Source organism: Luteimonas terrae (assembly GCF_004358165.1).
GTDB lineage: Bacteria > Pseudomonadota > Gammaproteobacteria > Xanthomonadales > Xanthomonadaceae > Luteimonas > Luteimonas terrae.
This window is the reverse complement of record NZ_SMTG01000002.1, coordinates 1,465,582-1,481,878: the sequence shown is the minus strand read 5'-3', so window position 1 is coordinate 1,481,878 and position 16,297 is coordinate 1,465,582. Positions and strand designations below refer to the sequence as shown.

The 16,297-nt window shown below is 69.5% G+C and carries 6 protein-coding genes; 4 read left to right on the top strand and 2 right to left on the bottom strand.

Going from position 1 to position 16,297, the window contains the following annotated elements; all coding sequences use genetic code 11:
• The first annotated feature begins 121 nt into the window (after window positions 1-121).
• Both E2F49_RS06820 and E2F49_RS06815 read left to right on the top strand, forming a co-directional pair.
• Window positions 122-8,791, top strand: a complete 8,670-nt coding sequence (locus E2F49_RS06820; RefSeq protein ID WP_133393113.1) for a glycoside hydrolase family 94 protein — start codon at window positions 122-124, stop codon at window positions 8,789-8,791.
• A 2-nt stretch (window positions 8,792-8,793) separates the two neighbouring features.
• On the top strand, window positions 8,794-9,003 hold the full coding sequence (locus tag E2F49_RS06815; RefSeq protein ID WP_133393112.1) for a hypothetical protein: 210 nt from the start codon (window positions 8,794-8,796) through the stop codon (window positions 9,001-9,003).
• Window positions 9,004-9,058: 55 nt separating this feature from the next.
• Here the strand turns inward: E2F49_RS06815 and E2F49_RS06810 are convergent, their stop codons facing one another.
• Window positions 9,059-11,809 carry a TonB-dependent receptor gene (locus tag E2F49_RS06810; RefSeq protein ID WP_133393111.1) on the bottom strand — a complete coding sequence of 917 codons (2,751 nt, stop codon included), beginning with the start codon at window positions 11,807-11,809 and terminating at the stop codon, window positions 9,059-9,061.
• A 226-nt stretch (window positions 11,810-12,035) separates the two neighbouring features.
• Here E2F49_RS06810 and E2F49_RS06805 point away from each other — a divergent pair, with 226 nt between their 5' ends.
• Entirely contained in the window at window positions 12,036-13,007 is a 972-nt protein-coding gene (locus tag E2F49_RS06805; protein WP_133393110.1) for an oxygenase MpaB family protein, read from the top strand.
• Here E2F49_RS06805 and E2F49_RS06800 read toward each other — a convergent pair.
• A complete protein-coding gene (locus tag E2F49_RS06800; RefSeq protein ID WP_133393109.1) occupies window positions 12,977-14,599 on the bottom strand; it encodes an alpha-glucosidase family protein in 1,623 nt (540 codons plus the stop codon). The genes E2F49_RS06805 and E2F49_RS06800 overlap by 31 nt on opposite strands.
• A gap of 197 nt (window positions 14,600-14,796) precedes the next feature.
• On the opposite strand from E2F49_RS06800, the gene E2F49_RS06795 reads away from it, so the two are divergent.
• A complete protein-coding gene (locus tag E2F49_RS06795) occupies window positions 14,797-16,281 on the top strand; it encodes an MFS transporter (RefSeq protein ID WP_133393108.1) in 1,485 nt (494 codons plus the stop codon).
• The last annotated feature ends 16 nt before the right edge of the window (window positions 16,282-16,297 follow it).

The following is a 16,297-nucleotide window of genomic DNA, read 5'->3' as shown; positions in this document are numbered from 1 at the left end:
TCCTGAACCGGTTCGCGTCCGCTGCGATTTCGCTGGCGTCGGCTCGCGTTGCCATCACATGGCCTCGCGGGTCCGGTCGCGATGATCGCGCCCACTTCGACCACCGGCGACAGGATCCCGTATGCCCCTTGCTTCGAGGATCGCGCGCCGCTGGCTGCGTCTGCGACGCCGCGTCCCCCGCAATGCCGTCCCGGCCGTGCCCGGAAATCTCGATGTTCAGGCACCACTGCGCGCACAGTTGTTCAGTGCCGAACAGATGGAGCGGCATGGTCGCGATCTGGCGAACGCCCATCGCGTGCGCACCGGACGATCGCCGGACCGCCTGCTGGCGCGCCTGGACGAGAACGCCCGTCTGCTCGAAGAGGCGCGCGTGTTCCTCGCGGTCATGGTGCGCGACGAATTGCCGATCACGCCGGCCGGCGAGTGGCTGCTGGACAACTACCACCTGGTCGAAGAGCAGGTGCGCCTGGCGCGGCGCCATCTGCCCAAGGGCTACAGCCGCGAGCTGCCGGTGCTGGCCGAGGGGCCGTCGGCGGGGCTGCCGCGGGTCTACGACCTGGCGATGGACGCCGTGGCGCATGGCGACGGACAGGTGGATGCGGTCACGCTGAGCCGCTTCGTCGCCGCCTACCAGACCGTGACGCCGCTGACGCTGGGCGAGCTGTGGGCGGTGCCGATCATGCTGCGCCTCGCGGTGCTGGAAAACCTGCGCCGCATGGCCGTGCGGGTGATCCGTGACGGTGACGACCAGCGCCGCGCACGCGCCTGGGCCGAGCGCCTCAACGCGACCGCGGCCGACTCGCCCAAGGACGTGGTCCTCGTCGTCGCCGACATGGCCCGCAGCCGGCCGCCGGCCACCGGCGCCTTCGTCGCCGAACTGGTGCGCGGGCTGCAGGGGCGCGGCGCGATGATGGCGATGCCGCTGGGGTGGGTGGACCAGTGGCTCGGGGAATCGGGGCTGCGTGTCGACGCGCTGGTGCTGGCCGAGAACCAGCAGCAGGCCGCCGACCAGGTGTCGGTGGGCAACAGCATCGGCAGCCTGCGGTTCCTGGCCAACATGGACTGGCGGGAATACGTCGAGACCATGAGCCTGGTCGACGCCGCGCTGCGCGAGGATCCGGCCGCCACCTACGGCCTGATGGACTTCGGCACGCGCGACCACTACCGTCACGCGATCGAGAAGATCGCGCGCCGTGCCGACGTGGACGAGCTGGCCGTCGCGCAATTGACCGTCGAACTGGCCGCCGCGCATCCGGCAGACGCCATCGAAGGGCATGTCGGCTATTACCTCGTCGACGACGGTCGGGCGCGCACCATCGCGTGTCTCGCCGAACGCACCGGTCGGCCGCCGATCCGCATGGCCCCACGCACGGTCCCGCTGGGCGCGTATCTGACGATGATCGCGATCGTCGTGATGCTCGCGACGACCGGATTGCTGGGACAGGTCGCGAACGGTCCCGTGCCGACGTGGCTGCTGGCGGTGCTGGGCGTGCTGGTCTTCAGCGAACTCGGAATCGCCCTGACCAACTGGATGGCGACCGTGCTGGTCGCGCCCAAGCCGCTGCCGCGCCTGGACTACGCCTACGGCATTCCGGCGACGGCACGCACGCTGGTCTCCGTGCCGTGCATGTTCGGCAACACCGACGGCGTGGACGCACTGGTGGAAGGCCTGGAAGTCCGGTTCCTCGCCAACCGCGACGCGCACCTGCATTTCGCGCTGCTCAGCGACGGCTTCGATGCCGATGCGCAGACCCTGCCCGGGGATGCGGCGCTGATCGACTACGCCGCCTCGGCGATCGAGGCGTTGAACGCCCGCTACGCCGACGATGGCGAGGCCGGCAGCCGCGACCGCTTCTTTCTCCTGCACCGTCCACGTGTCTGGAATGCGGGCGAGGGCAAGTGGATCGGTCACGAGCGCAAGCGCGGCAAGCTGGCGGCGCTCAACGGACTGCTGCGCGGCGCCGGTACCGGGGCCTTCGCGCGCGTTGTGGGCGACGTCGCGGTGCTGGCGAACGTGCGCTACGTGATCACCCTCGACAGCGACACCCAGCTGCCGCGCGATGCGGCGCGCGCCTTCGTCGGCACGCTCGCGCACCCGCTCAACCAGGCGCGTTTCGATCCCGCACGCGGCCGCGTCACGCGCGGCTACGGGATTCTCCAGCCCAGTGTCGGCAGCAGCCTCAGCGGCCGTCGCATCAGCCACTATGCGCGCATGTACGGCAGCGAGCCCGGCATCGATCCGTACACGCGTGCGGTCTCGGACGTCTACCAGGACCTGTTCGGCGAGGGCTCGTTCGTCGGCAAGGGCATCTACGACGTCGACGCGTTCGAGCAGGCGCTGCACGGACGCCTGCCCGACAACCGCATCCTCAGCCACGACCTGCTCGAGGGCTGCTACGCGCGCGCCGGTCTGGTCAGTGACGTCAGCCTCTACGAGGACTATCCCGCGCGCTACGCCGCCGACGTCAAGCGCCGCCATCGCTGGATCCGCGGCGACTGGCAGCTGCTGCCGTGGCTGCTGCCGCGGGTGCCGGCGGCCGACGGCACGCGCGAGCGCAATCCGCTGACATGGCTGTCGCGCGGCAAGCTGCTCGACAATCTGCGGCGCAGCCTCGTGCCCGCGGCGCTGCTGGCGCTGCTGGCGATTGGCTGGATGATCCACGCGCGGCCGTTGGCGTGGACGCTGTGGCTGCTCGCGGTGTTCCTCGCGCCGGTCCTGATTCCCGCACTGCGCGATCTGCTGTCCAAGACGCCCGATGTCGCGCTCGACGCGCATCTGCAGCAGGTCGGCGTGGCGACGTGGCGCGGTCTGCGGCGCGCGGTGGTGAACTTCGCCTGCCTGCCGTACGAGGCGATGTACAGCCTGTCGGCTATCGTCGTCACCTTGTGGCGCACCCTGTTCACGCGGCGTCACCTGTTGCAGTGGAATCCATCGAGCGAGGTCGAGCGCACGCTCGGGAAGCGCGGCGCGGCGGAACTGCGCGAGATGGCCGGGGTGCCGGTGCTGGCGGCGTTGCTCGCCGTCGCCGTAGGCGTGCTCAACGCGCCGGCACTCTGGGTCGCCGCGCCGGTGCTGGCGCTGTGGGCCGGCTCGCCCTTGCTGATGGCCTGGCTCGGCGCACCGCCCAGGCAGCGCCGCGCGCAGCTGTCGCCGCCGCAACGGGCGTTCCTGGGCCGGGTGTCGCGTCGCACCTGGGCCTTCTTCGAGGTCAACATCCGCGAGGACGACCACTGGCTGCCACCGGACAACATCCAGGAACATCCGGCGCTGGTCGTCGCGCGCCGCACTTCGCCTACCAACATCGGCCTGTCGCTGCTGGCCAACCTGGGCGCCTGGGATTTCGGCTACGTGCAGGCCGACGTCGTCGCTGCGCGCACGGCGCGCGTCTTCGACACGCTGGATCTGCTGCCGCGCCATCGCGGCCACTTCTACAACTGGTACGACACCGAGACGCTCGCGCCGCTGCCTCCGCGCTACATCTCGACGGTTGACAGCGGCAATCTCGCCGGCCATCTGCTGACGCTGCGCCAGGGATTGCTGGCGCTGATCGATGCGCCGGTCGTCGCGCCGCAGACCTTCGCCGGTCTGGCCGACACGTTCGGCGTGCTGCGCACGGATTTCGCTGCCGGCGACGTCGACTGGACGCGCTCGCTTGAGGCCTTCGGGATGCGGCTCGATGCCGTCTGCGGCGCGCCGCCCGAATCGACAGCCGCCACCGTGCATGCGCTCGACGCATTGGCGCCGCTGGCCGACGCGCTGGTGCGCAGCGCGCCGCCGGATCCAGCGCGCGCCGCATTGCACGACGACGCCGCCACCTGGGTCATGCGTCTGGCCGATGCGGTGCACGCGGCGCAGGACGCGCTGCCTGCATCGCGCCTCGACATCGAGGCGCCGGTGCCGACCTTGCGCATGCTGGCGGGCGATCCGGCCACTGCCGCCGGGGTACAGGCGCGCATCGAGGCGCTCGAGGCCTTGGCCCATCGCGCGGGCCAGTTCGCGCTGATGGAGTACGACTTCCTCTACGACCGCGCACGCCATCTGCTGTCGATCGGCTTCGACGTCGATGCCGCGCGCCTCGATGCCGGCCACTACGACCTGCTGGCTTCGGAGGCGCGGCTGTGCAGTTTCGTCGCGATCGCGCAGGGACGTCTGCCACAGGACACGTGGTTCGCGCTGGGCCGGCAGCTGACCGAGGTCGACGGCGACCCGACGCTGCTGTCGTGGAGCGGCTCGATGTTCGAGTACCTGATGCCGCAGCTGGTGATGCCGGGCTATCCGGACACGCTGCTGGACCAGACCATGCATCACGCGGTGCAGGCGCAGATCGACTACGGCCGGCTGCACGACGTGCCCTGGGGCATTTCGGAGTCGGGCTACAACGCGGTCGATGCGCGCATGAACTACCAGTACCGCGCGTTCGGCGTGCCCGATCTGGGCCTCAAGCGCGGGCTGGCCGAGGACCTCGTGATCGCGCCGTACGCGACGATGATGGCGCTCATGGTCGCGCCCGAGGCGGCCACGCAGAACCTGCAGCGCCTCGAGGCCGACGGCTTCACCGGCCGCTTCGGCTTCTTCGAGGCGATCGACTACACCGCCTCGCGACTGCCGCGCGGACAGCACCACGCGGTCATCCGCTCGTTCATGGCGCACCACCAGGGCATGGGCTTCCTCGCGCTCGACCATCTGCTGCGCGAGCAGCCGATGCAGAAGCGCTTCGTCTCCGATCCCGAGTTCCAGGCGACCCTGCTGTTGCTGCAGGAACGCGTGCCGCGCACAGGCGTGTTCCGTCCGCACACCGTCGACGTGGGCGACGTGCGGCCGTCGGTGGCCGAGGACGATGCCCAGCTGCGTCTGTTCCGCGGCGCCGACACCACGCGCCCGGCGGTGCAGCTGCTGTCCAACGGCCGGATGCACGCGATGCTGACGAACGCCGGCGGCAGCGCACTGCGCTGTCACGACCTGGCCCTGACGCGTTGGCGCGAGGACGGCACGCGCGACCACTGGGGCAGCTTCTGCTATCTGCAGGACGTCGACGATGGCGACACCTGGTCGGCCGCGTTCCAGCCCACCTGCACGACGGTCGACCAGTACGAGGCGATCTTCTCGCCGGCCAAGGCCGAGTTCCGCGGACGCCGGCGCGGCATCGATTCGCATCTGGAAGTCGCGATCTCCGCCGAGGACGACATCGAACTGCGTCGCCTGCGACTGGCCAACCGCTCGCGTCGGCCGCGCACGATCGAAATCACCACGTACGCCGAAGTCGTGATCGCGCCTGCGGTCTCCGACGAGGCGCACCCGGCCTTCAGCAACCTGTTCGTGCAGACCGAGATCGTGCGGGCGACGCAGTCGCTGCTGTGCACGCGCCGGCCGCGTGCGCACGACGAGGCACAGCCGTGGATGTTCCACATGCTCGCCGCCCACGGCGTGGATCTGTCGCAGATTTCCTACGAAACCGACCGCGCACGCTTCGTCGGCCGCGGGCGCACGCCGCGCGCGCCGTTGGCGCTGCAGTCTGCGGGGCCGCTGTCGGACACCGCCGGCTCGGTGCTCGATCCGGTCGTGGCGATCCGCGTGCGGATCACGCTGGCGCCGGACCAGACGGCGGTGCTGGACGTGGTCACCGGCATCGCGGACGCGCGCGAGGCCTGCGCCGGGTTGATCGACAAGTACCGCGACCGGCGCCTGGCCGACCGTGTCTTCGATCTCGCCTGGACCCACAGCCAGGTCGTGCGCCGGCAGATCGGCGCCAGCCATGCCGATGCCCAGCTCTACGAGCGCATCGCCGGGCTCATCACCTTCGCCCATCCTTTCCTGCGCGCCGATCCGGGCGTGCTGGTGCAGAACCGTCGCGGGCAGTCGGGTCTGTGGGGCCATGCGATTTCCGGCGATCTGCCGATCGTGCTTGTGCAGATCGCGGATGCGGAGAACATCGAGCTGGTGCGGCAGATGGTGCAGGCCCACGCCTACTGGCGCCTCAAGGGCCTGCAGGTGGACCTGCTGATCTGGAACGAGGACCAGGCCGGTTACCGGCAGCAGCTGCAAGAGCGCATTCTCGGTCTGGTCTCCGCCGGTCCCGAGGGCCACGTGCTCGATCGCCCCGGGGGCATCTTCGTCAGGCCCGCCCAGCAGATCTCGCAGGAGGACCGTATTCTGCTTCTGTCGGTCGCGCGCGTGATCGTCAGCGACCAGCGCGGCACGCTCGCCGCGCAGGTCGCCCGCCACGTCACGCCCGAGCGCGCCGTGCCGCTGCTCGCGCTCGCGCCGCCCGCCGAGTCCGGTCCGGCGGCACCGGGCCGCTACGACCTGCCGCAGATCATCGAGAGTGCACAGGCCGACGAGGATCCGTGGCCGTTCGAGGCGGTGCACCCGCAGCTGCAGTTCGACAACGGCACCGGCGCGTTCTCCGCCGATGGCCGCGAGTACGTGATCGTGCTCGAGGACGGCGAGACGACGCCCGCGCCCTGGTCGAACGTCATGGCCAATGCGCAGTTCGGCACCGTCGTCAGCGAGAGCGGCGCGGGCTACACCTGGGCCGAGAACGCACACGAGTTCCGGCTCACGCCGTGGCACAACGACCCGGTCAGCGACGCGAACGGCGAGGCGCTGTACCTGCGCGACGAGGAGACCGGCCACCTGTGGTCGCCGATGCCGCTGCCGATCCGCGGGCGCGGGGCGTATCGCACGCGCCACGGCTTCGGCTACAGCGTCTACGAGCATGTCGAGGACGGCATCGCCAGCGAGCTGTGGATCTATGTCGCGGCCGAGGACGCGGTGAAGTTCTCGGTACTCAAACTACGCAACCTGTCCGGTCGGCCGCGGCGCGTGTCGGCGACGGGCTACGTGGAATGGGTGCTCGGCGATCTGCGGGTCAAGACCCAGATGCACGTCGTGGGCGAACACGACGCGGCGACCGGCCTGCTGACCGCGCGCAATCCCTACAACACCGAGTTCGCGGGTCGGGTCGCGTTCTTCGACGTGGATGGCGCGGACCGGAGCTTCACCGGCGACCGTGCCGAATTCCTCGGACGCAACGGTTCGATGCGCGCGCCGGATGCCTTGCGTCGCGAACGCCTGTCGGGGCGCATCGGCGCCGGACGCGATCCGTGTCTGGCGCTGCAGGTGCCGGTCGAGCTGGCGGTCGACGGCAGCCGCGAGGTCGTGTTCCGCCTCGGCGTCGCGCACGACATGCACGGCGCGCTGGCGCTGGCCGCCCGGCTGCGCGGCAGCCAGCCGGCGCACGACGCGCTGGACGCGGTGCGCATGCACTGGCTCAGGACCCTGGGCGCGGTGCGCGTGGAAACGCCCGAGCCGGGCATCGATCTGCTGGTCAACGGCTGGCTGGTCTACCAGACGCTCGCCTGCCGCTATCTGGCGCGCAGCGGCTACTACCAGTCCGGTGGCGCGTTCGGATTCCGCGATCAGCTGCAGGACACGATGGCGACCGTCCACGCTGCACCGGAACTCGCCCGCGCGCATCTGCTGGCGAGCGCCGCCCACCAGTTCCCGCAGGGCGACGTGCTGCACTGGTGGCATCCACCGGCCGATCGCGGCGTGCGCACGCGCTGCTCGGACGATTACCTGTGGTTGCCACTCGCCGCATGTCGCTATGTCGAGGCGACCGGCGATGCCGCGGTGCTCGACGTGGCGGTCGGCTTCATCGAAGGCCGGCTGGTCAACGCCGACGAGGAGTCCTACTACGACCTGCCGGTGCCATCGGGTCGTGCGGACACGCTCTACGCGCACTGCGTGGTGGCGCTGGAACGGGGCATGTCGCTGCTGGGCGAGCGCGGCCTGCCGCTGATCGGCACGGGCGACTGGAACGACGGCATGAACCGGGTGGGCGAGGGCGGTCGCGGCGAGAGCGTGTGGCTGGGCTTTTTCCTCTACGACGTACTGCTGCGCTTCGTCACGCTGGCCGGGTCGCGCGGCGACGCGACGTTCGCCGCCACGTGCCGCGACGCCGCCGCGCGCCTGCAGGCCAATCTCGAAGCGCAGGCCTGGGATGGCGGCTGGTACCGGCGCGCATGGTTCGACGACGGCACGCCCATCGGCTCGCATACCAGCGACGAGTGCCGGATCGATTCGATCTCGCAGAGCTGGGCGGTGCTGTCGGGCGCCGCCGACCCGGACCGCGCGCGCACGGCCATGGCCGCGCTCGACACGCATCTGGTCAAGCGCGATGCGGGGCTGATCCAGCTGCTCGATCCGCCGTTCGACCACACCACGCACGACCCGGGCTACATCCGCGGCTACGTGCCCGGCGTGCGCGAGAACGGCGGCCAGTACACGCACGCGGCGGTGTGGTCGGCGATGGCCTTCGCCGCACTCGGCGACCGCGAGCGCGCCTGGGAACTCGCGCGCATGATCAGTCCAGTGCACCACGCGCGCGACGCGGCGGGCGTCGCCACATACAAGGTCGAACCCTACGTGATGGCGGCGGACGTGTATGGCGTCGCGCCCCACATCGGCCGCGGCGGCTGGACCTGGTACACCGGTTCGGCGGGCTGGATGTACCGGCTGCTCGGCGAATCGCTGCTGGGTCTGGTGCGGCAGGGCGACACGTTGCGGCTGTCGCCGTGCATTCCGCGCGACTGGCCGGGCTATCGCATCCAGCTGCGGCATGGCGCGGCGGTCTACCGCATCGAGGTGCGACAGACCGATGTGGCCGAGCCGGTCCTGTCGCTCGACGGCGAACGGCAGGTCACGCAGACGTTGCGCCTCGACGAGGCCGATGCGATCCACGACGTGCTGCTGGAATGGCCGCGCAATGTAGCGCCGACGCAGGCCTGAGGATGCGCGCAGGACTCGACGATGCGCTGGCCGATCTCGAGGCCATGCTGCCGGAGTGGGCGGCGCATCTGCGCACGCCGGCGTTCGCATGGACGCAGTTCGACGCGCTGGCCGCGCCGATTCTCGACGCCGCGCAGCCCGGCGCCGAACGTGCCGAGGTGACCGCACGCCTGGACGCGATGCTCGAACGCCACGGCCTGCGTCGCCCCTGAGACAGGACGGGGGCGGCATCGCTGCCGCCCCCGTCGAGTACCGCCACCGCGCGGATCAGAACCGGTAGTTCAGACCCACCAGGAACGTGCGACCCCATTCCACATGCTCGAGCGGGCGGTCGCGCACGCCCGCATAGGTGCGGTACGAGGCGTTGGTCACGTTGTTCGCCTGCAGCAGCAGCGTCAGCCCGTCCAGCGACGAGGTCTCGCCGAAGCTGTAGCTGATCTGCGCGTCGGTGATGTTCTCGCCGACCACATAGCGCAGCGAACGCGCGCCGTCGAAGTTGCCGATCTCGCCGATGAAGTCCGAACGCCGGCGCTGGCTCACGCGGGCTTCGAACCCGTCGCGCTCGTAGTAGGCGGTGAGGTTGTAGACGCGCTTGGACAGGCCGGGCAGGTCGATCGGGCCGCTGCCGACGCTGTTGGCGCTCTCGGGGTCGAGGATCTGGATGCTGCTGTCGTTGAAACTGGCGCTGGCGACGATGCCAAAGCCGCGCAGCGACTCGCTCCACAGGTCGAAGGGCAGCGACGCGGTGAGCTCCAGGCCGCGGAGCGTGCCGCCTTCGCCGTTCTGCGGCGCGGTGAAGTTGCCGTAGCGCTGCGCCGGCTGGGTGCCCGGCGGCGGCACGTAGTCGGCGATGAAGGCGGCGAAATCGTAGTCGTCGCGCGTCTGCGTGTAGATGTAGGTGCGCAGATCCTTGTAGAAGAACGCGGCGGCGATGTACGCGCGATTGCCGAAGTACTTCTCCCACGACACGTCGAAGGCGTAGGCGCGCCACGGGTCGAGGAGCGGATTGCCGCCGGCGCCGCCCGGGCGGCCGGTGCTGGTGTCGACGCCGAACTCCAGCGACGAGCGCAGCTGGTCGACGCGCGGACGCGCGACCTGCTCGGCCAGGCCGACGCGGATGGTGTGTTCGCCCGGCATCTGGAACGCGAGGTTCATGCTCGGCAGCACGTCGGTGTAGGTCTTGCCGTCCTCGAAGGGCTGCACGTTGCTGCCCGCCGGCTGGGTGGCGTCCCAGTAGTTCGAGCGCGAGGACTGGTCCACGCGCTGGATCTGCACGCCGACGTTGCCGCTGACCACCGTGTTGCCCCAGTCGGTCGACAGGTTGGCGCGCGCGAAGCCGGTCGCGATCTTCTCGTTGACCGTCCAGGCCTTGGGAATCAGGTAGTTCAGATCCTCGGTCGGCTCGAACACCATGTAGCGGGCCACCGCGGCCGGCACGTTCCAGGCCGGGATGTAGCCGACGCCCGCGAAGCCCAGATCGACGAGGCCGTACTGCAGGTCGCTCGCGATCGCGGTGTCGCCCTGCGGCCCGAGCAGGATGTTGCCTTCGGGCTGGCGCTTGCGCTTCTCGCGATCGGCGTAGTTGATGCCGACGTCGAAGCCCGACAGCCAGGTGATCGAATCGGGCGCCGACAGCGACAGCACCGCGCGTGCGGACTTCAGCTCGTCCTCGACCTGCGGCGTCTTGCCGTAGCCCGAGCCGTAGATCGTGTTGGTCAGGAACAGGCGCGACGCGTCGGAGTAGTCGAGCCCCGGACGCATCTGGGTGAAGCCGTTGCTGCGGATGTCCAGGTCGATCGTGTCGAGCGACGGATTGGGCAGCAGCTGCGTGTTGTTCTCCAAGCTGATCTCCGAGCGCTTGGCCTTCGACCAGCTGACGTCGGTGAACAGACGCGCGCGCTCGAAGTTGAACTCGTTGCTCCAGCCGGCGGCGGAAATGCGGTCGTCGCGGTGGTTGTACATGCCGCGCACCAGCGGATACACGCCGCTGATGGTTCCGCCGGCGAAGCTGTTGTTGCCGCTGGTGCGCACGTCGCTGTAGACGCAGGCGGGGTTGCAGGGCGAGGACCCGTTGTATTGCGTGTTGAGTTCCCACTGGTTCGCAGTGTCTTCCTGCTCGGCGCGCGAATGGAACACGTCCAGCGTGCTGGTCCAGGCGTTCGACGGGCGGAACTGCAGCGTCGCCATCGCGCCATCGCGCTTGGTGTAACCGGTCCGGCGCAGTGCCTTCATGCCGTCGGCCGCCCAGGTGCCCGGGGCGAGACCCGGGCGCGCGTCGGTCTTCCACGGCTCGTAGAGGCCGACCTGCTGTTCGTGGATCGGCGTGTCGCTGTGCGAATAGCCGATCGAGAAGCCGAATCGGCCGTCCTCCGAGCGCGTGATCCAGCTGGCGCTGATGCGGTTGCCGTAGGGATCGGTCTTCGCCGCTTCGCCGAGCGAGTTGCGCTGGTAGCGGGCGTTGAGGTTGATCACGTCCTCGCTGAAGTTCAGCGGGCGGACCGTCTGCATGTCGAGCGTGCCCGACAGACCCTGGCCGAACAGGCCGGCGTCGGGCGTCTTGTACACGGTGACGCCGCTGACGAGCTCGGAAGGGTACTGGTCGAACTCGACGCTGCGGTTGTCGCCGGTGCTGACCATCTCGCGGCCGTTGAGCAGCGTGGTGGCGAAGTCGGGCGACAGGCCGCGCACGCTGATCACCTGCGCGCGTCCGGCGACGCGCTGCGCGGACACGCCGGGCAGGCGCGCGATCGATTCGGCGATGCTGATGTCGGGCAACTTGCCGATGTCCTCGGCCGAGACGGCTTCGACGATCTGCGTGGCATCGCGCTTGATCGAGATCGCGCTCTCGATGCCACGGCGGATGCCGGTGACCTTGACCGCGTCGAGCTCGGTCGCGTCATCGGAGGTCGGCGTCGTGGTGGACGTGTTGGTGGCGGTCTGCGCATAGGCGCCGCCGGCGAGCATCAGCAGTGCCGACGACAGCGCGGCGCTGAGCAGGTTGCGATCGAGCTTCGACATCTCCCCTCCCAAGGGTGTCCAGCGGACAGCAGTAGTTTCGAGTTGTGCCGGCGACGGAGGTCACGCAATGGCGCGCTCGGTCGGGTCGCGGCCATGGTAGTCGCGAGTTCCGCGGCCGGCGCCGCGCTGCATACGTATTCATTGCGCATCGACGACGGATGGTCACGACGCGCGTGGCAGGGCTGCATCCGCAGGTTCGCGACACGCGCCCGGCTAGCATGTGCGCATGTCCGCACGCGCCTCCAATCCGCTGCTCGCGCCGCTGGCCGCAGCCCTGCGGCGCCGGGTGCTGGGCGTATTTCCGCGCGGGCAGAGCGGTATCGACTACGACACGCCGGCTGGCGATCCCGGGCTGTTCGGGCCGGGCACCATCACCTGGCGGATCCATGCGGATTTCCCCGGCATGCTCGCCGGCGGTCTGTGCGCCCTGATGCTGCAGGCACTGCATCCGCGCGTGCTGGCGGGCGTATGGGATCACTCGGATTTCCGCGACGATCTGGTCGGCAGACTGCGACGCACGACCGCGTTCGTCGCCGGCACGTCGTTCGCCGGCACCGCGGAGGCGCAGCGACTCGTCGCACGCGTGCGCGCCATCCACGGTCGCGTGCGCGGTGAAACCGCGGATGGCCAACCGTATGCGGCCGACGATCCGGACCTGCTCGCGTGGGTGCACGCCAGCGAGGCCTATGCGTTCGCGCAGGGTTTCCGTCGTTATGGCGGCCTGCCCGTGCCCGAGTGGGCCGAGGACCGTTACTACGCCGAAGGCGTCGGCGTGGCGCGGGCGCTGGGCGCGCGCGAGGTACCGGACAGTCGCGCGGCACTGGACGCGTATTTCACTGCGCATCGGCCCGTGTTGCGCCACGACGCGCGCTCGCGCGAGGTGCTCCACGTACTCGCGCGCATCCGGCTGCCGGTGCCGGGCGCGACGGTGACCCGTGGACTGTTTCTCGGGGCGGGCGCGGCCCTGCTGCCGCCCTGGGCGACGGAAATGCTCGGGTTCACGCCACTGCAGCGGGCGCGTCATGCGGCCTGCGCCCGCGCCCTGGAGACGCTCGCGCCGATGTTCCGCATCGCACTGCCCGACGGCGCCGGCCCGCATGCGTGTCGACGCGTCGGCGTCTCGCCCGGGAGCCTGCGCACGTGGCCTGCGGCCGATGCGCGCGACGATCAGTCCGCGTCGGTCAGTGCACCGAAATAGAGGCCATGCGCCGGCAGGCGCAGGAGTGTCCCGTCGATCATGCCCATCGGGACGCCGTGCGCATCGAGCGCTGTCGGCGTCATGCCGGGCGGCAACGTCCAGGTGACCGGTGATGGCGAGAGGTTGAACACGACCAGCACGCGCGCGTCGCCGGCCGTGCGCACGAAGGCCAGCACCGGTTCGGGTGTGTCCAGAAACGCGATGTCGCCGGTGCGCAGCGCCGGCTGCGTGCGGCGCCACTGCAGGAAGCGGCGCGTATGTGACAGCACCGAGTCCGCATCCGCGCGCTGCGCATCGATGCTCAGCGCACGGTGCGCATCGGGGATCGGCAGCCAAGGCGTGCCGGTCGAAAAGCCCGCATCCGCGTCGCCCGTCCACGGCATCGGTGTGCGACAGCCGTCGCGGCCCTTGAAGTTCGGCCAGAAGGTGATGCCGTAAGGGTCACGCAGCGCCTCGTAGGGCACGTCGGCTTCCGGCAGACCCAGCTCTTCGCCCTGGTACAGACACACCGACCCGCGCAGGGCGCAGACCAGCGCGACCATCTGCACCGCGAATGCGGTGCCGGACGTGCCGCCGCCCCAGCGCGTGACCGCGCGCACCACGTCGTGGTTGGAGATCGCCCAGCACGGCCAGCCGTCCATCGCGGCTTCGAGGCGCTGCACCGTCTCGCGGATGTAGCCGGCGCTGAAATCATCGACCAGCAGCTCGAAGCTGTAGCCCATGTGCAGGCGGCCGGGGCTGGTGTATTCGGCCGTCGTCGCCAGCGAGTCCTCCGACGAGATCTCGCCGAGCGCGGCGACGTCGGTGTAGCCGTCCATCAGCACGCGCAGGCGTTCGATGAAGCCGATGTTTTCCGGCTGCGTGTTGTTGTACCAGTGGTACTGGAACGCATACGGGTTGTCGGGCGAGAAGCCGCGGCCGATGCGCAGCGCCTCGGGCTTGGGCGGGTTGTCGCGCAGCTGCGCGTCGTGGAAGCAGAAGTTGATCGAATCCAGCCGGAAGCCGTCGACGCCGCGGTCCAGCCAGAAGCGCACGTAGTCGAGCGTCGCCTGCTGCACGTCCGGATTGTGGAAGTTGAGGTCCGGCTGGCTCGACAGGAAGTTGTGCAGGTAGTACTGCCGACGCCGCGGCTCCCATTTCCACGCCGGGCCGCCGAAGATCGACAGCCAGTTGTTGGGCGGCGTGCCGTCGGGCTTCGCATCGGCCCAGACGTACCAGTCGGCCTTGGGGTTGTCGCGCGATTCGCGGCTTTCGCGGAACCAGTCGTGCGCGTTCGAGGTGTGGCTGAAGACCTGGTCGATCATGATCTTCAAACCCAGCGCATGTGCTTTGGCCAGCAGCGCATCGAAGTCGGCCAGCGTGCCGAACATCGGGTCGACGTCGCACTGGTCGGCGATGTCGTAGCCGAAGTCGTCCATCGGCGAGCGGAAGAACGGCGACACCCAGATCGCATCGACGCCGAGCGAGGCGACGTGATCCAGGCGCGCGATGATGCCGGGCAGATCGCCCACGCCGTCGCCGTCGCTGTCCATGAAGCTGCGCGGGTAGATCTGGTAGATCACCGCGCCGCGCCACCACGGGCTGTCGCTCATCGTCGCCTCGCCATTGCCCCATCCGATGCGGGGCGACGTTAGAGCATCGCGCCCTGCGTGCGGAAGCGCGGCGTGTGCGCGCATGCCATGAATACGTATGCAGATCGCAGCGCTGCGCGACACGCTCGTTACCATGCAGCCATGCATGCACCGGCGTTGGTGCGATGCAGCGGTCCTTGGGAGGGGAGTCGCAACACATGCGCAACGCGAAACCGCAGCTGTCGTTCTGGCAGATCTGGAACATGTGTTTCGGCTTTCTGGGCATCCAGTTCGGATTCGCCCTGCAGAACGCCAATGTCAGCCGCATCTTCCAGACGCTCGGCGCAGACATGGAGCAGGTGCCGGGCCTGTGGATCGCAGCTCCGCTGACCGGCCTGCTGGTGCAGCCGGTGATCGGCTATTTTTCCGACCGCACCTGGACGCGCCTCGGCCGCCGGCGTCCGTATTTCCTGTGGGGTGCGATCTTTTCGACCGCCGCGCTGCTGGTGATGCCGAACTCGCCCGAGTTGTGGATCGCGGCGGGCACGCTGTGGGTACTCGATGCCTCGCTCAACGTGTCGATGGAACCGTTCCGCGCCTTCGTCGGCGACCAGCTCGCGCCGAAGCAGCGGCCGACCGGCTACGCGATGCAGAGCTTCTTCATCGGCGTCGGCTCCGTGGTTGCCAGTGCGCTGCCGTTCGTGCTGGCGAAATTCGGCGTGGCCAACACTGCGGGTCCCGGCGAAGTGCCCGACACCGTGCGCTACGCGTTCTATTTCGGCGGTATCGTGTTGCTGGGCGCGGTGGTGTGGACGGTGCTGCGCACGCGCGAGTATCCGCCCGAGGCACTGGCCGCATTCGACGACGCGCATCCGCCCGGCATCGTCGCGAACAGCGACGTCGCGGTACCCGCGGCGATCGGCGGACTGCCGTGGCTGCTGGCCGGTATCGCCGGTGTCGCGCTGGTCTGGTCGATGGGCTGGGACCGAATGCTCTACGTGCTGGCCGCGCTGCCGCTGGCCTATGGCCTGCTGCGGTTGCTGGCCGTGGCGCTGCGCGGCGGCATGATCGCCGCGATCGCCGGCGACCTGTATGCGATGCCGACGACGATGCGCCAGCTCGCGGTCGTGCAGTTCTTCTCCTGGTTCGGTCTGTTCGCGATGTGGATCTACACCACCGCCGCGGTCGCACAGACCCACTACGGCACCACCGATCCACAGTCGGCCGCCTACAACGAGGGCGCGAACTGGGTGGGCGTGCTGTTCGCCGCCTATAACGGCTTCGCCGCGATCGCGGCCGTCGCGATCCCGTGGATGGCGCGCCGGCTCGGTCTGCGCATGACCCATCTGGTGAACCTGTGGCTGGGCGGCGCGGGCCTGGTGTCGATCGCCTTCATCCGCGATCCGCAGTGGCTGCTGCTGTCGATGGCCGGTGTCGGCTTCGCCTGGGCCTCGATCCTGTCGCTGCCGTACGCGATGCTGTCCGACAGCCTGCCAGCGCACAAGATGGGCGTGTACATGGGCATCTTCAATTTCTTCATCGTCATTCCGCAGCTGGTCGCGGTGAGCACGCTGGGCTTCCTGCTCGGCCACGTGTTCGGTGGGGCGCCGATGCGCGTGTTGGTGCTCGGCGGCGCGAGTCTGGCGATCGCCGGTCTGTTCGCGTTGCGCGTGTCGCGCCCGCTCTCCGAACAGCCCGCCTGATGACATTCGATTCGAG